Source organism: Nocardioides sp. (assembly GCF_036267815.1).
Lineage (GTDB): Bacteria > Actinomycetota > Actinomycetes > Propionibacteriales > Nocardioidaceae > Nocardioides.
Genome location: NZ_DATAVI010000080.1, coordinates 18,210 through 35,506 on the forward strand (window position 1 = coordinate 18,210; position 17,297 = coordinate 35,506).

At 71.2% G+C, this 17,297-nt stretch carries 16 protein-coding genes; 5 read left to right on the forward strand and 11 right to left on the reverse strand.

The genetic code is table 11. From position 1 onward, the window contains the following. Positions 1–42 precede the first annotated feature (42 nt). Together VHW64_RS16905 and VHW64_RS16910 are read left to right on the forward strand one after the other, a co-directional pair. The gene (locus VHW64_RS16905) at positions 43–1,197 is read left to right on the forward strand and encodes an Mrp/NBP35 family ATP-binding protein (RefSeq protein WP_329651743.1); all 1,155 of its coding nucleotides are present in this window, start codon (positions 43–45) and stop codon (positions 1,195–1,197) included. 3 nt (positions 1,198–1,200) lie between these two features. After that, positions 1,201–1,527 carry a sec-independent translocase gene (locus VHW64_RS16910; RefSeq protein WP_329651744.1) on the forward strand — a complete coding sequence of 109 codons (327 nt, stop codon included), beginning with the start codon at positions 1,201–1,203 and terminating at the stop codon, positions 1,525–1,527. 6 nt (positions 1,528–1,533) lie between these two features. On the opposite strand, the gene VHW64_RS16915 is transcribed toward VHW64_RS16910, so the two are convergent. After that, positions 1,534–2,073, reverse strand: a complete 540-nt coding sequence (locus VHW64_RS16915; protein ID WP_329651745.1) for a hypothetical protein — start codon at positions 2,071–2,073, stop codon at positions 1,534–1,536. 126 nt (positions 2,074–2,199) lie between these two features. On the opposite strand from VHW64_RS16915, the gene VHW64_RS16920 reads away from it, so the two are divergent. Both VHW64_RS16920 and VHW64_RS16925 read left to right on the forward strand, forming a co-directional pair. Continuing rightward, complete coding sequence (locus VHW64_RS16920; RefSeq protein ID WP_329651746.1) at positions 2,200–2,958, forward strand: LysM domain-containing protein; 759 nt, start codon at positions 2,200–2,202, stop codon at positions 2,956–2,958. After that, a complete protein-coding gene (locus tag VHW64_RS16925; protein ID WP_329651747.1) occupies positions 2,955–3,512 on the forward strand; it encodes an Rv3235 family protein in 558 nt (185 codons plus the stop codon). Before VHW64_RS16920 ends, VHW64_RS16925 begins: the two co-directional genes overlap by 4 nt. A gap of 18 nt (positions 3,513–3,530) precedes the next feature. On the opposite strand, the gene secA is transcribed toward VHW64_RS16925, so the two are convergent. The 9 genes from secA to ahcY all read right to left on the reverse strand — a co-directional run bounded on the left by secA (position 3,531) and on the right by ahcY (position 16,023). Continuing rightward, positions 3,531–6,458 (reverse strand): preprotein translocase subunit SecA, encoded by a 2,928-nt coding sequence (gene secA / locus VHW64_RS16930; RefSeq protein WP_329651748.1) that lies wholly within the window; start codon positions 6,456–6,458, stop codon positions 3,531–3,533. Between the two features lie 108 nt (positions 6,459–6,566). Next, entirely contained in the window at positions 6,567–7,784 is a 1,218-nt protein-coding gene (locus VHW64_RS16935; RefSeq protein WP_329651749.1) for a winged helix-turn-helix domain-containing protein, read from the reverse strand. Positions 7,785–7,854: 70 nt separating this feature from the next. Further along, complete coding sequence (locus tag VHW64_RS16940; RefSeq protein WP_329651750.1) at positions 7,855–8,535, reverse strand: response regulator transcription factor; 681 nt, start codon at positions 8,533–8,535, stop codon at positions 7,855–7,857. A gap of 92 nt (positions 8,536–8,627) precedes the next feature. Beyond that, entirely contained in the window at positions 8,628–9,251 is a 624-nt protein-coding gene (gene hpf, locus VHW64_RS16945; RefSeq protein ID WP_329651751.1) for a ribosome hibernation-promoting factor, HPF/YfiA family, read from the reverse strand. A 390-nt stretch (positions 9,252–9,641) separates the two neighbouring features. Further along, positions 9,642–10,367, reverse strand: coding sequence for a ComF family protein (locus VHW64_RS16950; RefSeq protein WP_329651752.1), 726 nt, complete (start codon positions 10,365–10,367; stop codon positions 9,642–9,644). Positions 10,368–10,440: 73 nt separating this feature from the next. Continuing rightward, positions 10,441–12,198: an LpqB family beta-propeller domain-containing protein gene (locus VHW64_RS16955; RefSeq protein ID WP_329651753.1), complete on the reverse strand. Its 1,758-nt coding sequence runs from the start codon at positions 12,196–12,198 to the stop codon at positions 10,441–10,443. Then, positions 12,195–13,814 carry an MtrAB system histidine kinase MtrB gene (mtrB, locus tag VHW64_RS16960; protein WP_329651754.1) on the reverse strand — a complete coding sequence of 540 codons (1,620 nt, stop codon included), beginning with the start codon at positions 13,812–13,814 and terminating at the stop codon, positions 12,195–12,197. Before mtrB ends, VHW64_RS16955 begins: the two co-directional genes overlap by 4 nt. A gap of 24 nt (positions 13,815–13,838) precedes the next feature. Further along, complete coding sequence (gene mtrA, locus VHW64_RS16965; protein ID WP_329651755.1) at positions 13,839–14,543, reverse strand: MtrAB system response regulator MtrA; 705 nt, start codon at positions 14,541–14,543, stop codon at positions 13,839–13,841. A 40-nt stretch (positions 14,544–14,583) separates the two neighbouring features. Continuing rightward, positions 14,584–16,023 carry an adenosylhomocysteinase gene (gene ahcY / locus VHW64_RS16970; RefSeq protein WP_329651756.1) on the reverse strand — a complete coding sequence of 480 codons (1,440 nt, stop codon included), beginning with the start codon at positions 16,021–16,023 and terminating at the stop codon, positions 14,584–14,586. Positions 16,024–16,136: 113 nt separating this feature from the next. Between ahcY and VHW64_RS16975 the strand changes: the two genes are divergently transcribed. Then, positions 16,137–16,526, forward strand: coding sequence for a MerR family transcriptional regulator (locus VHW64_RS16975; RefSeq protein ID WP_329651757.1), 390 nt, complete (start codon positions 16,137–16,139; stop codon positions 16,524–16,526). Here the strand turns inward: VHW64_RS16975 and VHW64_RS16980 are convergent. Further along, positions 16,523–17,297 (reverse strand): cation diffusion facilitator family transporter (locus tag VHW64_RS16980; protein WP_329651758.1); only part of this gene is annotated, 775 nt, incomplete at its 5' end. The two genes, VHW64_RS16975 and VHW64_RS16980, sit on opposite strands and share 4 nt — an antisense overlap.

Sequence of the window (17,297 nt, forward strand, 5' to 3'; positions counted from 1 at the left end):
GATGCGCGGCGCTCACCCGCTGCCAACTACGCTGGGCACACCATGAGCGCTCCCACCGTCGAGCGGCTGACCGCCGCCCTGGCCACCGTCCACGACCCCGAGATCAAGCGACCGATCACCGAGCTGGGCATGGTCGAGCATCTCGAGGTCGACGCAGCGGGCGTCGTGCGGGTCACGGTGCTGCTCACCGTGTCGGGATGCCCGTTGAAGGACACCATCGACCGCGACGTCCGCGCAGCCCTCGGCGGCGTCGAGGGGGTGAGCGCGGTCGAGCTGACCCTGGGGACGATGTCGGACGAGCAGCGCTCGCAGCTCCAGACCCAGCTGCGCGGTGGTCAGGCGCCCAAGGAGATCCCCTTCGCCCAGCCCGGGTCGCTGACCAAGGTGTTCGCGGTCGCCAGCGGCAAGGGCGGAGTCGGCAAGTCGTCGGTGACGGTCAACCTCGCGATCGCGCTCGCCCAGGCGGGCCGCAGCGTCGGCATCGTCGATGCCGACATCTACGGTCACTCGGTGCCGGCGATGCTCGGCATCGCCGACCAGCGACCGACGCAGGTCGAGTCGATGATCATGCCCGTCCCGACCGTGTCCGGCGTGTCGGTGATCTCCATCGGGATGCTGAAGCCCCGTCGCGACCAGGTCGTGGCCTGGCGTGGGCCCATGCTCGACCGCGCCCTGGTCCAGATGCTCGCCGACGTCTACTGGGGTGACCTCGACGTGCTGCTCCTCGACCTCCCGCCCGGCACCGGCGATATGGCGATCTCGCTGGGCCAACACCTGCCCGGTGCCGAGATCGTGGTCGTCACGACGCCGCAGGAGGCCGCGGCCGAGGTGGCCGAGCGCGCCGGCACGATGGCCTCGATGCTCCACCAGCGCGTGGTCGGGGTCGTGGAGAACATGAGCTACCTCGTGTGCCCCCACTGTGGGCCGGAGCATCACCTGGAGCTGTTCGGCAGTGGCGGCGGAGAGCGGGTCGCGGCAACGCTCACGTCGAGGTTCGGCTACGACGTGCCCCTGCTGGGCCAGATTCCGATCGAGGAGTCGCTGCGCGAGGGTGGCGACTCGGGCAAGCCGGTCGTGGACTCCGACCCGACGAGCGACGCGGCCGAGGTGCTGCGCTCCCTGGCCGACCGGCTCGACTCCCGCGGTCGTGGTCTCGCGGGACGCCAGCTCGGGCTCACCCCGAGCGCTAAGTTCTGACCCATGTTCGGAGTCGGGCTCCCAGAGCTGGCGGTGATCGCCTTCGTCGCCGTCCTCGTGTTCGGCCCCGAGAAGCTGCCCGACTTCGCCCGTCAGGCCGGACGGATGGTCCGCCAGGTGCGCGCCTTCGCCAACCAGGCCCGCGACGAGCTGCGCGAGGAGCTGGGCCCGGAGTACGCCGACCTCGACCTGCGTGACCTGGATCCTCGCAAGATCGTGAAGCGCCACATCATGGAGGCGATGAACGACCTCGACGAGGAGGAGCGCCGACCCCAGGTGCTACCGCTCGCTCAGGACGAGCGCCCACCCTTCGACGTCGACGCGACGTAGCCGTCCCTAGGTCCCGTCGCGCGACTGCACCGCGGCCAGGCTCTGGCGGGCGACCAGGAGGGTCCGCCCCTCGCCGGTGAGCAGCTCGACGAAGTCCGCGCCCACCCGGGCGAGCCGGCCGTCTCGGACCGTGCCGTCGACCGCGTGGAGGCGGCAGGGGGTCTGGGCGTCGGCCAGCCGACGCAGCGCCGAGCCCAGGCCGAGCCGGTCGACCGGTGACCAGGCCACCTCCGGCACCGACCGGTCGGAGCCGCCCTCCACAGCCTTGAGGGCGGCGAGCCGGACGACCCAGCGCTGGGCCGCGCTGTGCACCAGGCACCAGTCCGGGCCGACCCGCCCGAGCAGGCCGTTGACGGCTCCGCACCCCCACACGTCGAGGGTGACCACGTGGTCGACCGAGGCCATCAGCCGGCTGACCAGGGTGACGGCGGCGTACACCGAACGACGTCGGTCGGCGAGCTCGCTCTCACGCTCGGCGTCATAGAGCGCCCGCGCCTGCTGTTCGAGGTCGTCGAGGAAGCCGAACAGCTCGTCGTCGGCCCCCACGAAGGAACTCTGGCACGGGACGGCCGGGCTCGGATCGTTCTTGTCCACAGGCTGGGTCGGGGCCTGTTCCAACCATCGCTGAACCGACTATAACTAGTGCAAACAGGGTCAAACGAAAGGTTTGCGGTGGTTCTCGGGAACCGCGGCGTCGCCACCCCACGACGGGTCGGGCGCTGCTTGTGCGTGTGGCTGTGCGGCACCGCCGCCCTACTGGGGCCGGCCTGGCTCGTCGGGCGGGTGGCCCGGCGTGCCTGGACACGACCGAGCGGAGTCGCGACGCTCCCCTTCGACCAGGCGCTCACCGAGCTCGCCGCCGCAGTCCTGCTCGGGTGTGCGCTCTGGGCCTGGCTCGCCATCACGGCGACCGTGGTCGAGGCGACCCGCGGAACCGGTGCACCGGGCCGGCCTCCTCGACCGTGCCGCCTGCCCGGCCCGCTACGGCGCGCCGTGCTCGGCGCCTGCGGCGTGGCGCTCGCCTCGGGCCTGGCCCAGCCTGCTCTCGCCGCCTCGACCGCGCGGCAAGCCAGCGCCGCAGCGTCCAGCCTCTCACGAGTGCAGAGGGCGACCCACGAGGGCGGCGGCACCTCGGTGGCGACGCGGCTCGCCGGCCTGCCGCTCCCGGCGCTCCCCGCCGTCCGGCACGCAGGGCCACCGCGGCGGGTGGTCGCGGTCGTCACCGTCGTCTCCGGAGACAGCCTGTGGTCGATCGCCGAGCGCGATCTGCCGTACGGCGCGACCGCCCAGGCGGTGAGCGTCCGATGGCACCAGATCTACGCCGAGAACCGCGACGTGATCGGCGCCGACCCCGGTCTGCTCGCCCCTGGCCAGCGCCTCATCCTGCCCGCACGTGACCTGAGCCCCACGTGGAGAAAGGACCCGACATGACGCTCGCCTCCGCTCCTGACCCCGACGGCGCCCGGATCGTGCGCCTGCCACCGCCGACGGTTCCGGTGGCGAGCATCCAGGGCACGCTGGCCCTCGAGCTCGGACCTCGGCTCGACGTGCCCGAGCCCGATCTGGCGTTGCCTCCGGCGCGCCGTAGTGCCGGCCCGGACGGCGCGGGGCCCGACCTCCCCGGGGTCGACCTGGCCCACCGTCGTCGGTTCGAGAGACACGCGGCGCGGATCTGCGCCGCCGTGGTCGAGGTCGTGGGCGGTGACCGCCCGGTCTCCCAGCTGGTGCGCTGGGCCTCGCCGGAGGTCTACCACGACCTCGCGCGGCGGGCTCACCTGGTCGCCGCCGCGGCAGGCCGGCGGCCCGGTGCGGGCGGAGTGCAGTCCGTGCGTCCTCAGCTGGTCGGCGTGCGCACCTGCTTCGTCACCGGCTCCTGCGCCGAGGTGAGCCTGCGCGTCAGGTACGGCCCGCGCTCACGTGCGGTCGCCGCGCGGTTCGAGCTGCTGCGCGACCGCTGGCAGATCACGGCCCTGGAGTTCGCGTGAAGCCCGCCTCCAGGGCCGTCAGCTGATCCGTGCGGTCAGACCGGTAGGGCCGCCCGGCGCGCCGTGACAGCGCTTGAACTTCTTGCCCGACCCGCAGGGACACAAGGCGTTGCGCCCGACCTCGGCGAACTCGTCGTCGGCGTTGGTCACGGTGGCGCCGGGCCGCGGCTGGGCTTCCGCAGACCCCCCGAACGCCGCCGGGACGGTCAATGCCGAGTCGTCCTCCGAGGGAGCGGAGTACGACAGGTGCTGCGGGCTGCGGGTCGGCTCGAGCCCCTTGGCCGTGATGTTCGGGCGGTGCTCGTGCCCCCCGTCGACGACGGTGCCGTCGGGGTGCTCGCCCGGCTGGCGCAGCGAGCGCAGCTCGCGGCGCAGCGGCTCCTCGACCAGCTCCTCGCCGTGGTCGTGCTCGTGGTCGTGCTCGTGGTCGTGGTCGGTCTCGTCGTCGTCGACGAGCTGCACGTCGAGGTTGAACAAGAAGCCGACCGACTCCTCCTTGATGCCGTCCATGATCGCCATGAACATGTCGAAGCCCTCGCGCTGGTACTCCACCAGCGGGTCACGCTGGGCGTAGCCGCGCAGCCCGATGCCCTCGCGCAGGTAGTCCATCTCGTAGAGGTGCTCGCGCCACTTGCGGTCGAGCACCGAGAGCACCACGCGCCGCTCGAGCTCGCGCATGACCTCGGACCCGACCTCCTCCTCGCGACGCTCGTACGCCGCGTGGGCGTCCTGCTGGAGCGCGGCGATGACCTCGTCGCGGTCGAGCCCGTCGGCACCGCCGACCTCCTCGGCCATCGCGTTCAGGTCGACCGACAGCGGCCAGAGCTGACCCAGCTGGGTCTGGAGGCCGTCCAGGTCCCACTCCTCGCCGAAGCCCTGGGTCGCACCGCTCACGAAGCCGTTCACGACGTCGTCGATGAAGGTCGCGATCTGCTCCTCCAGGTCCGCGCCCTCGAGCACCTGGCGCCGCTCGGCGTAGATCACGTGACGCTGGCGGTCCATGACGTCGTCGTACTTCAGGACGTTCTTGCGGGAGTCGAAGTTCTGCGCCTCGATCTGGCCCTGGGCGTTCGCGATGGCGCCGGTCACGCGCTTGTTCTCGATCGGGACGTCGTCCGGGATCTTGAGCACCTGCAGGATCCGGTCGACCCAGTCGGCCTTGAACAGCCGCATCAGCTCGTCCTCGAGGGAGAGGTAGAACCGCGACTCACCGGGGTCTCCCTGGCGGCCCGACCGGCCACGGAGCTGGTTGTCGATGCGCCGCGACTCGTGCCGCTCGGTGCCGACGACGTAGAGCCCGCCGACCTCCTTGACCTCGTCGTGCTCGGCGCCCACCTGAGCCTTGATCCGCTCGAGCGTGCCCGGCCAGGCGGCCTCGTACTCCTCCGCGGTCTCGCCGGTGGGCTCCAGGCCCTTCTTGCGCAGCTCGTCGTCGGCGAGGAACTCCACCGAGCCGCCGAGCATGATGTCGGTGCCACGACCGGCCATGTTGGTGGCGACCGTGACGGCGCCCCGGTGCCCGGCCATGGCCACGATCTTGGCCTCGTCGGCGTGCACCTTCGCGTTCAGCACCGAGTGCGCGATGCCGCGCGCGCGCAGCTTCGTCGACAGGTGCTCGGACTTCTCAACCGACACCGTGCCGACCAGGATCGGCTGACCCTTGGCGTTGCGCTCGGCGATGTCGTCGACGACGGCTTCGTACTTCGCCTCCTCGGTGCGGTAGACCAGGTCGGGCTGGTCGGCCCGCACCATCGGGAGGTTCGTCGGGATCGGGACGACGCCCAGCTTGTAGATCTTGTCGAACTCGCTGGCCTCGGTCATCGCCGTGCCGGTCATCCCGGAGAGCTTGTCGTAGAGGCGGAAGTAGTTCTGGAGCGTGACGGTGGCCAGCGTCTGGTATTCCTCGCGGACCTCCACGCCCTCCTTCGCCTCGATCGCCTGGTGGAGTCCGTCGTTGTAGCGGCGCCCCGCGAGCATGCGTCCGGTGTGCTCGTCGACGATGAGCACCTCGCCGTCCATCACGACGTACTCCTTGTCGTGGTGGAACAGCTCCTTGGCCTTGATGGAGTTGTTGAGGAACGAGATGAGCGGGGTGTTCGCCGACTCGTAGAGGTTCTCGATGCCGAGGTGGTCCTCGACCCTGGTGATGCCCGGCTCGAGCACCGAGATCGTGCGCTTCTTCTCGTCGACCTCGTAGTCGACGTCCTTGACCAGGGTGCTGGAGATCTTGGCGAACTCGTCGTACCACCGCACCTCGTCCTGCGTGGGCCCGCTGATGATCAACGGCGTGCGGGCCTCGTCGATCAGGATCGAGTCGACCTCGTCGACGATCGCGAAGCTGTGACCGCGCTGGACGCACTCCTCCAGCGAGCTGGCCATGTTGTCGCGGAGGTAGTCGAAGCCGAGCTCGTTGTTGGTGCCGTACGTGACGTCGCAGGCATAGGCCTCGCGTCGCTCCTCGGGCTTCATCGAGGGCAGGATCACGCCGGTCGTCAGCCCCAGGAAGTGGTGGATCCGGCCCATCCACTCCGCGTGGTACTTCGCGAGGTAGTCGTTGACCGTGACGATGTGGACGCCGTCGCCGGACAGCGCGTTGAGGTACGCCGGGAGGGTGGCGACCAGGGTCTTGCCCTCGCCGGTCTTCATCTCGGCGATGTTGCCGAGGTGCAGCGCGGCTCCGCCCATGATCTGGACGTCGTAGTGACGCTGGCCGATGACCCGCTTGGCCGCCTCGCGCACGGTCGCGAAGGCCTCGGGCATGAGGTCGTCGAGGGACTCGCCGGCCTCGAGCCGCTCCCTGAACTCGGCCGTCTGCGCAGCGAGCTCCTCGTCGCTCATGGCGACGAAGTCCTCCTCGATCGCGTTGACCGCCCGTGAGACAGCCTCCAGCTGACGCAGGATCTTGCCCTCGCCGATGCGGAGCAGCTTGTCGATGATGGCAGGCACGCGGGTGTCTCCCCGGGTCAGACGTCGGATGAACGTGCCAACTCTACCCAGCGCCCAGAAGGGCGCCGATTTCCCGCTCGCGCCCGGCCCGGCCGACCCAGTGGCCGATCAGCGAGTCAGCGGCGCCAGCGCCGGCGCGAGGTCGCCGCGGGGCTCGACCACCACGGCGGAGAGCCCGAGCCAGCCGGCCAGCCGGGTCAGCTCGAGGGCGAGCTCCTCGGTTGTCTCGCCCGGGGCGCCGGGCTCGGCGTACGCCGCCATCACCCGCAGCAGACCGGCCTTCCGGTCGGCCTTGAGGTCGACGCGGCCGACGATCCGGTCGCCGAGCAGGAACGGGAGGACGTAGTAGCCGTGGACCCGCTTCTCGACCGGGGTGTAGATCTCGATCCGGTAGTAGAAGTCGAACAGCGCCTCGGTGCGCTCGCGCTCCCACACCACCGGGTCGAAGGGGCTCAGCAGGGTCCGGGCACCGATCCGCCGCGGGACCCGCGCGTCCCGGTGGAGGTAGGCCTGTCGTCGCAGGCCCTCGACGCTCACCGGGAGCAGCTCGCCCTCCTCGACGAGCTCGGCCACGGCCGTCGCCGCGCCGGTCTGGCCGGGCGCGGGGACGGCGCGCATGCGGTAGTAGTCGGCGAGGTCCTTGACGGTGGCGACCCCGTGCGAGCGGGCGGCTCGCCGGACGAGCTCCCTGGCCGCATCGGGCTCGCTCGGCGTCGGCGCGTGGAGGTGCTCGGCGGGGATGACCCGCTCGGGCAGGTCGTAGCGGATCTCGAACTGGCTGTTGCGCCCCGCCACCGCGACGTCGCCCACCATGAAGAGGTAGTCGAGGGCCCGCCGCGTCGTCGACCAGTTCCACCCCCAGCCCTCCTTCGGCCGGGGCAGGCCGTCGTCCAGGTCGCGTGCGGTCGAGGCGCCCCGGTCGGCGATCTCGGCGAGCAGCTCGGCGGTCAGCTCCTCGGTGATCGCGGTCCCCCACCACTTGTGACGACCGTCCCGGTAGCGCGTCATCCGGTGTCGCAGCACCGGCCAGAGATCGACCGGCATGAAGGCCTGCACATGGGCCCAGTACTCCACCATGCGTCGCGGCCGGCCCTCCGACGCGCGGCGAACCAGGTCGACGTCGTAGGGACCCATCCGTGCGTAGAGCGGCATGTAGTGCGCCCGCTGGAGGACGTTGACCGAGTCGACCTGGAGGACCCCCGTGCGCCCGAGGGTGCGGCTCAGGGTGCGCATCGTCGGCGGCTCGTGGGCCGGGTCGAGGAAGCCCTGCGCCGCCAGCGCGACACGACGCGCCTGGGCGCGAGACAGCGAGGCCGAGGTCGACACGGACGCGAACCTAGCGGTGCGCACCGACAGGAGGGTCGGGGCCCAGGTCAGGCCTGGGTCGAGGTCGGAGTCAGGGAAGGTCGACGATCTTCTCGCGGACGGCGTAGAGAACCGCCTCCATCCGCGAGTGGAGCTGGAGCTTCTCCAGCAGGTTGCGAACGTGGTTCTTCACGGTGTTCTCGCTGATGAAGAGCTTCTTGGCGATGTCCTTGTTGTTGAGACCCTGCGCGACCAGGCGCAGCACCTCCAGCTCGCGCTCGGTCAGCCGGAACGTCGAGACCGGGCCCTTGTCGGGCTGCGACATCTGCTTGAACTCGTCGATGAGCTTGACCGCCATCGAGGGGCTGATCAGCGACTGGCCGTCGGCCACGACGCGCACGGCCTGGGCGACCTCCTCGATCGAGGAGTCCTTGAGGAGGTATCCGTTGGCCCCGCTCTTCACGGCCTCGTAGAGGTCGGACTCCTCGTCGGAGACGGTCAACATCAAGATCTTGGCGGCCGGGACGGCCTCCTTGATGGCCACGCAGGCCTCGATCCCGGAGATCTTCGGCATCCTGACGTCCAGGAGTACGACGTCGGGCGCCACGCGGCTGGCCAGCTCGATCCCGGTCTGTCCGTCTCCGGCCTCCCCGACGACGTCGAGACCCGACTCGGCGTCCATCAACATGGTCAGGCCGCGACGAAAAAGCTCCTGGTCGTCGACGATGATGACGCGGATGGGTTCCGTACCAGCGCCTGGGGGGATGGACACCCGCTTAGCATGTCATGCTCCCGGGTCGGTATGGGCCGAATGGGTGATACGTGGCGCGGCCCTTGTGGTCACTCCGGGTCAGGGCCTGCTGGTCATCGCGCGCCGTCCAGGTCCAGGGCGATGACCCCGTAGTCATAGCCCCGGCGGCGGTAGACCACGGCCGGCCGCGCGCTGTCCTGCTCGACGAAGAGGTAGAAGTCGTGACCGACCAGCTCCATCTCGTAGAGCGCCTGGTCCAGGGTCATCGGCCGGGCCTCGTGCACCTTCTCGCGGACGACGAGAGGCCCGTCCCCGGTGACCGTCATCGACCCGACCTGGTGCGCGTGGCCGGACTCCCCCGGCGTCGCGGTCTCGTCGTCATTCTCCGCGGGTGGCGCGGTGGGCAGGTCGGACAGGGCGGGCTTGGCTCGCTGGGCCCTGACCTTGCGGTCGTTGGCACGCCGCATCTGCGACGCCATCTTGTCGACCGCGAGATCCAGGGCTCCCATCTTGTCGACCGCGGCGGCCTCGGCCCGGATGACCGGTCCCTTCGAGAACGCCGTCAGCTCGACCCGAACCGCCCGGTCGGACTGGCGGGGGTTGCGCTCGTTCTCGACCTCGACCTGTACCCGCATGATCCGGTGGTCGTGCTTCTCGAGCCGGCCGAGCTTGTCGGCCACGTGGTCTCGAAAGCGCTCCGACAGCTCACAGTGCCGTCCGGTGACCACCACGTCCATGGATACCTCCTGGTGTCGGTGAGAGTTGATGCCGTGCCGGGTGCTGCCAGCGGCGGGGAGGAGTCCGTCCGGCCGACCTGGTCTTCGTCCCCACACCCGCCTGCTGAGGGGTTCGCGGCTTGACTGCCACTACTGCCCTTCTCCCGCTGGTCCTCGTGTCTGACGAGGGCAGCGAGGCAGGACTTACGACTAAGCCGCACCGTGATCGGCGCACCCCGCCAGCGGGGCTCGCCTTACGTGGGCCGCTTCGCCTGCGACTGGCATCGGCTTGCCGTCGCGACTGCCCGGGAACCCGGGCCGTCCCGACGACGCAACCACGGACCCGGACGGACTCCATGGTCCGACGCTAGTCCGAGTCCGGTGTCGATGAAAGCGAGTCCACGAGACCGCTCACCCGGAGCCGGTGCCTGCTCCCGGCGTCCGCCGCCGGGTCGCCGCCACCGCGACGACGGCCAGCGCCGGCAGTCCCACCGAGCGGACCGCGCGCTGCGCCTCGGCCGCTGTCGCCCCGGTGGTCAGCACGTCGTCGCACACCACGACGCGCACCGGCTCGCGCCTGCGGGCCAGGGCGCGCAGCGCGGTCGGGTGCAGCCGGAAGGCGCCGGCGAGGTTGGCCCGGCGGGCGGCGGCGTCGAGCCCGGACTGGTCGGCGACGCCGCGGCGGGCCCGCAACAAGGGGACGCTGCGGGCCGCCAGCCCGGTGGCCGACAGGCGCCGCGCGGCGGCGGCGACCAGGTTGGCCGTCGGGTCGTGACCGCGCTGCCGGACCGTCGCCGGCCGCGAGGGCACGGGCACCAGGAGCAGCGACGCGGACGACGACGCCGGGCCGAGCAGGTCCCCGAGCGCGGCGTCGACGGCTGCGGCGAGGAGCTCTCCCAGCGGGTCCGCCAGGGCCAGGACGCCGCGCTCCTTGTGGGCCAGGATCATCGCCCGCACCGTGCCGGCGTACGCCGACGCGGCCCACGGCGCGGTCAGTCCGGCCGGCGCGGGCGAGGGCCAGGCGGGCGCGGGGCACGGGTGCAGCGTCGCGTGGCAAGCGCGGCACAGGGCCCGGCCAGGCGCCGCGCACCCGACGCAGGCGCCGCCGAGCAGCAGGTCGCGGGCGGCATCGAGCACGCCGGCAGCCCATCAGGCAGGCGACGCGGTGGCAACCTGGCATCGGCCGGCCTGTGGATCGCGGCCGCGCCCCTCAGCCCGCGTAGGCGATGTGGTGCAGATGCGTGGTGCTGACGACGGCGACCGAGGGTGCCGTGGTGTCGATCTGGGCGAGGTCGTAGAGGCTGCGCTGCTGCACGGCGTACGGCGTCTGGGCGTCGACGGGCGAGGTGACCAGCCCGAGCGTCGGGCCGGGGATCGCGCTGGTCGGCGCCTCGTCGGCGGACGTCGATCCGTCGACGTTGAGGATGCGCACCTCGGCCTGTGTCCCGGAGAGCTGGTCGAGCACCTCGATCGTCGTCGGCGACGTCCACCCGATGTCGCGGATGCGCGCGGCCCCGGACACCCAGGGAATGCTTCGAGCGGGGGTCGCGCGCTTCGCGCCACCGTTCGAGTCGTAGCGCAGACGGCTCACCGCGATCCGGTCGGACGACGTCCCACGCAGGACGGCCACCAGCCGGGAGCCGTCTCGAGAGACCAGGAACCTTCGCACCAGGTGACCGCTGATCCCCGGAATCGGGACCCGCTGCGCATGGTGGCGTCGGACGTCGTAGACGACCGCACCGGAGGGGCCGTTGCGCACCTCCCAGAGCCGGCCGGCGAAGTCCCACGACGGCCGGAGCAGGCCGGGGCCGGACAGGACCCGCACCGCAGTGGCGGGGCCGCCGGTCAGCCCGGCGGGACCCACGAGGAGCCCCGTCGGCGTCACCCCCGCGACCTGGTCGCCGTCCAGACTGACCGCGAACGCGCCGATCCCCAGCCTCTGGGTGCCGAACGGACCGTCGACCTTGGTGGGCTGGTTGATCGCACCGGAGACCAGGCGCCCGCGACGGAGCGCGAAGAACAGGCTGCTCGCCTGGCTCACGGCGGGATCGCGGGGGTCGTTGGCCACACTGGTGAACCGGAGGATCGGCGACCCGGTGGCGTCGAGGGCCTGCCGTCCGTCGATGGTCAGCCGGAAGCTGCTGATCGAGGGGTCCTGGCGCAGCGTCCACGACAGCTGGGTCTCGACCTGCTGGGTGGTCCTGCGGCTGAGCGGCCCCACATCGGTCCCGCGCAGCGTCACGTCGGCCACGCCGGAGGCGCTGACGGTCACCGGGGTGGCGGTGAGCCCCGACGGCAGGAAGCTGCGCTCCGCGCCACCCAGGGCGTGGCTCGGCCCATGGGCCAGGGCGCGCACCAGAGCCGAGGCGAGCCCCGTCCCCTGCTGCACGTGCACGGGCTCGGGCACCAGGATCCGGCCGCTCGGGTCGAAGAAGTAGATCTCGGCCTCCTGGTAGTGCTGGTCGTAGTAGGTGCCGGGCACGACCAGCTCGTCGGGTGCCCTGGCGATCCGCCACTCGCCGTTCTCGCGCACCACCCGGATGTCCAGCCGCTCGCCGGCGCGGGGCACCTGGCCCTGCCACTGGCCGTCGACGCCGACCTGGTTGGCGCCGTGCAGGAGCACCACGACGTGAGACCTGCCCGGCGACAGCGTGCGGCTGCGGTAGGCCAGGACCCGCTGCGGGTGCCACCGGGGCCTGGCGCCGGCGCTGAGGAACTCCTGCGCCGACCTGGTCTGGAGCGGTGTGGCCGTCATCGCCTGCAAGAACCCGGCCACGATGTCGCCGGGGCTGTCGCCGGGCTGGGGGCCCTTCGGCAGGTAGTACTGGCCCTGCACCTCGCTGAGCACGGGTCGCTCCTTGACCTCCTCCACCGCCCCCTGCCGGGGCACCTGGGCACAGGCCGCGAGGACGACGCCCAGACCGACCAGCGTGGCCAGGCCGCAGGCGAGGCCGCGACCCCTGCTCATGCGACCACCTCCGCGGTGTCCTCGGGGACCAGCGGCAGCGGGCTGTGCCGCAGCGGCTGGTTGGCCCGGCGCGGCAGGGTCAGGCGGAACTGCGCGCCCTGATGCGGCTTGCCCCAGGCCTGGAGCCAGCCGCCGTGCAGGTGGGTGTCCTCCAGGGCGATCGCCAGGCCGAGGCCCGTCCCTCCGCTGGTGCGGGTGCGTGCGGGGTCGGCGCGCCAGAAGCGGTTGAACACCATCGCCGACTCTCCGACCGCGAGCCCGACCCCGTGGTCGCGCACCGCGACCGCTGCCGCGTCGTCGTCGGCCGCGACGGTGACCACGATCTCGCGGCTCTCGGCGTGGTCGATGGCGTTGGTCACCAGGTTGCGCACGATCCGCTCGACCCGGCGTACGTCGGCCTGGGCCAGGCACGGCGCGTCCGGGGCCCTGACGACCAGCCGGGTGGCCCGCGCCTCGGCCAGGGGCTCGGTGGAGTCCACGACCCGGCGGACGACGTCGGTGAGGTTGACGTCGTCGAGGTCCAGCGCGGCGGCGCCGGCGTCGAACCGGCTGATCTCCAACAGGTCGATGAGCAGCGTCTCGAACCGGTCCAGCTCGGTCTGGAGCAGCTCGGCCGACCGGGCGGTGTGCGCGTCGAAGTCGGCCCGCGCCTCGTGCAGCACCGAGCCGGCGAGCCGGACCGTGGTCAACGGCGTGCGCAGCTCGTGGGACACGTCGGAGACGAAGCGCTGCTGGACCCGGCTGAGCTCCTCCAGCTGCCGGATCTGCCGCTGGAGGCTCGTGGCCATCTGGTTGAACGACGTCGCCAGCCGCGCCAGGTCGTCCTCGCCGCGAACTCGCAGCCGTTCTTGGAGCTGACCTGCCGCGAGGCGCTCGGCGACGCGTCGGGCCATCCGGATCGGCGTCACGATCTGCCGGGTCAGCAGCCAGGTGAGGGCGGCGATCAGGAGCAGGAGCAGGACGCCGGCGGTGAGCAGCGAGCGGGTCACCAGGGCCAGCGACTGCTGCACGTCGTCGAGCGGGAACAGGTAGTACACCGTGCGTGGCAGCCCGTCCGCGGGGATGACGATCTGCGCGCCCACCACGATGCCGGGCAGCCCGGGGGAGCCACCCGCGCCGTCCGCCGTCCGGATGGTGGTGTAGGTCCAGGCCAGATGCGTGGACGGCTGCCCCGCGGGGAGCTGGTCGAAGTGTCGGACCAGCGTGGTCGGCACGCTCAGCACGGCCTCCTTGGTGCTCGCCTCGGGGCCCCGGCTCACCAGCGGCTGGCCGCGCTGGCCGGCACCCACCATCACGACGGTGAAGCCGCGCGACTGGCCGTTGCGCTCCAGGTCGCTGACGAGCAGGGAGCTCTGCTCGGTGGCGTCGGTGTCGGTCCCGGGGATGGCGCCCAGCAGGTCGCGTGCCTGGCCGTTCTCGCGACCGACCTCGCCGAGGATGGAGTCGAGCCGATGGTCGACGAGACCGCGCTCGACCTGGCGCAGCAGGAACCAGCCGACCGCGCTGACCACGATCGCCGACAGCAGGACGGTGCTGACCACGACCCGGGCCTGGATGGAGCGGCGCCAGAAGGTCAGACCGCGCCGCAGAGTCTGCGGGACCGAGCGAGCGACCATCTCATCCCCCCTGCTCCCGTCGGCTCACTGTTGGCCCGCGCCGCCGGCCTTGTAGCCGACGCCGCGCACGGTGAGGACGATCTCGGGGTTCTCGGGGTCCACCTCGACCTTGGAGCGAAGGCGCTGGACGTGGACGTTGACCAGGCGCGTGTCCGCGGCGTGCCGGTATCCCCACACCTGCTCCAGCAGGATCTCGCGGGTGAAGACCTGCCAGGGCTTGCGGGCCAGGCAGACGAGCAGGTCGAACTCCAGGGGCGTCAGGCTGACCGGAGCCCCGTCGCGGGTCACGGCGTGACCGGCCACGTCGATGGCCAACGGGCCGATGGTCAGCGAGTCGGAGCCGGGCGCGTCGTTGCGGCGGACCCTGGCCCGGATCCGGGCCACCAGCTCCTTGGGCTTGAACGGCTTGACGACATAGTCGTCGGCCCCGGACTCGAGCCCGACCACCACGTCGACGGTGTCGCCCTTGGCGGTGAGCATGACGATCGGGACGCCGGACTCCGCGCGGATCTCCTTGCACACGTCGATGCCGCCCTTGCCGGGCAGCATCAGGTCGAGCAGCACGACGTCGGGACGGTAGGCGTGGAAGGCGTCGAGCGCATCGTCACCCCGCTCCACGACCTGGGAGTCGAAGCCCTCCTGGCGCAGGACGATCGACAGCATCTCCGACAGCGAGGCGTCGTCGTCCACGACGAGCACGCGCGCACGGAAGTCCTCGGCCTGGGTCACGACGTCAATCTTGTCATGCGACGCGCAGCTGGAGGCGCAGCTAGTACCGGTACTGCTCGCCCTTGTAGGGACCCGACACCGGCACGCCGAGGTAGGTCGCCTGAGCGTCGGTCAGCGTGGTCAGCCGCACACCGAGGGCGTCGAGGTGGAGCCGGGCGACCTCCTCGTCGAGATGCTTGGGCAGCACGTAGACCCCGACCTGGTAGTCGTCGGGCTTGGTGAACAGCTCGATCTGGGCCAGCACCTGGTTGGTGAAGGAGTTCGACATCACGAAGCTCGGGTGGCCGGTCGCGTTGCCGAGGTTCATCAGGCGACCCTCGGAGAGCACGATGATCGAGGTCCCCGACGGGAAGGTCCACACGTCGACCTGCGGCTTGACGTTCTTGCGCTCGACACCGGGGAACGACTCGAGGCCGGCCATGTCGAGCTCGTTGTCGAAGTGGCCGATGTTGCCCAGGATCGCCTGGTGCTTCATCCGCGACATCTGCTCGGCGGTGACCACGTCGCGGTTGCCGGTCGCGGTGATCACGATGTCGGCGGTGGCAAGGACGTCCTCGAGAGTCGCGACCTGGTAGCCGTCCATGGCGGCCTGGAGCGCGCAGATGGGGTCGATCTCGGTGACGATCACGCGGGCGCCCTGACCGCGGAGGCTCTCGGCGCAGCCCTTGCCCACGTCGCCGTACCCGCAGACGACCGCGACCTTGCCGCCGATGAGCACGTCGGTCGCACGGTTGATCCCGTCGATCAGGGAGTGGCGGCAGCCGTACTTGTTGTCGAACTTCGACTTGGTGACCGAGTCGTTGACGTTGATCGCCGGGAACTTGAGCTCGCCGGCCTTGTGCATCTCGTACAGGCGGTGCACGCCGGTGGTGGTCTCCTCGGTGACGCCCTTGACCTCGGCGACGGCCTTGGTCCACTGGCCCGGGTTGTCGGCCAGCGAGTTGCGCAGCCGGTCCAGGATGACCAGCCACTCCTCGTTGTCGTCCTCGGGCGGCGACGGGCCCGCGCCCGCAGCCTCGTACTCGGCGCCCTTGTGCACGAACAGCGTGGCGTCGCCGCCGTCGTCCAGGATCATGTTCGGAGCCTCGCCGCCGGGCCAGGTCAGCGCCTGCTCGGTGCACCACCAGTACTCCTCGAGCGTCTCGCCCTTCCAGGCGAAGACCGGAATGCCCTTCGGGTCGTCGGGGGTGCCATCAGGGCCGACGGCCACGGCCGCCGCTGCGTGGTCCTGGGTGGAGAAAATGTTGCAGCTCGCCCAGCGGACCTGCGCGCCGAGGGCCGTCAGCGTCTCGATGAGAACCGCGGTCTGGATGGTCATGTGCAGCGAGCCGGTGATCCTGGCGCCCTTGAGCGGCCGGGTTCCCGCGTACTCGGCGCGGGTCGCCATCAGGCCGGGCATCTCGTGCTCGGCGAGCTGTATCTCCTTGCGACCGAAGCTGGCCAGCGAGATGTCGGCCACCTTGAACGGTTCGGTGCTCATGCACTAACTCCTTCGCTGATGTCTTTAGCAACGAACACGACGGTACGGGATCAGGCGGCCGCCGCGCACGCGTGAGGCATCTTTTTTAACACGATAATGTTAGATTCGAATCCATGAGGATCTCGGAAGCGGCGAAACGCCTCGGAATGTCCCCCCGCATGCTCCGCTACCGGGAAGACCTCGGGCTGCTGCCGCCGCTGCGGGACCGGCCCGCGGGACGCGGGCCCGCGCACCGGCAGTTCACCGAGGAGGACCTGGCGGCCATCACCACGGCGGTGCGGATCGAGCAGCGGTACGACATCACCCCGGCCGCGCTCGCGTTCGGCCTGCGGGTGCTGACCGAGCCCACGGTCCGCGCCGCGGTCGCCGACCTCGGGCGGCGCACCGGCCACATGCCCGCCACACCGGGGCGGGCGCTGGACTTCGAGAAGGAGCGCGCGCTGCGCGCGCTCGGCCAGCAGCCGCGGCGAGCCGATCCGCGGGACCGGCGATCGCGGTATTAGACGGCCGGCGGGCCGTCAGACGGGCGGCGGGGACGTCGCGGCAGCCGGCTGCGGTGCACCACCTGGACGGACGGGTCGGTGGCGTCTTCCCTGGCCGGGGAGAAGATATCGGGCTCCAGGTAGATCGTCTCCGCGATGGGCACCGCGTCACGCACCCGCCGTTCCGCGGCGTCGATCCTGGTCACCAGGTCCGCCGCCGGCAGCGACCCGGGCACCGCGACCTTCGCGGCCACCAGGAGCGAGTCCGGGCCGACGTGGGAGGTCCGCAGGTGAATCACCCGGAAACCCTCGGGGCCGTCCTCCAGGGCCCGGACAATCGAGGCCGACATCTCCGCGTTCGCCGACTCGCCGAGCAGCAGGCTCTTCGTCTCGAAGCCGACCACGAACGCCGCGCAGGCAAGCAAGACGCCCACCGCCACCGAGCCCGCCCCGTCCCATGCGCCGTCGCCGGTCACCACGGACAGCAGCACGCCGAGAAACGCGAACCCGAGGCCGAGCAGCGCGGCCAGGTCCTCGAGCAGGACGACGGGCAGTTCCGGTGACTTCGTGGCGTGCACGAAGTGCCGCCAGCCCAGCCGCCCGCGCTCCCTGTTCGCTTCCCTGACCGCGGTGCGCAGCGAGAACGACTCGAGCACCGCGAACGCGATCCCTGGCGACCGCACCTCCTCGGGCGACATGATCTTGTGCACCCCGTCGTAGACGGAGAAGACCGCGCCGACGGTGAACAGCAAGACCGCCACTACGAACGCGTAGAAGTACCGCTCCCGGCCG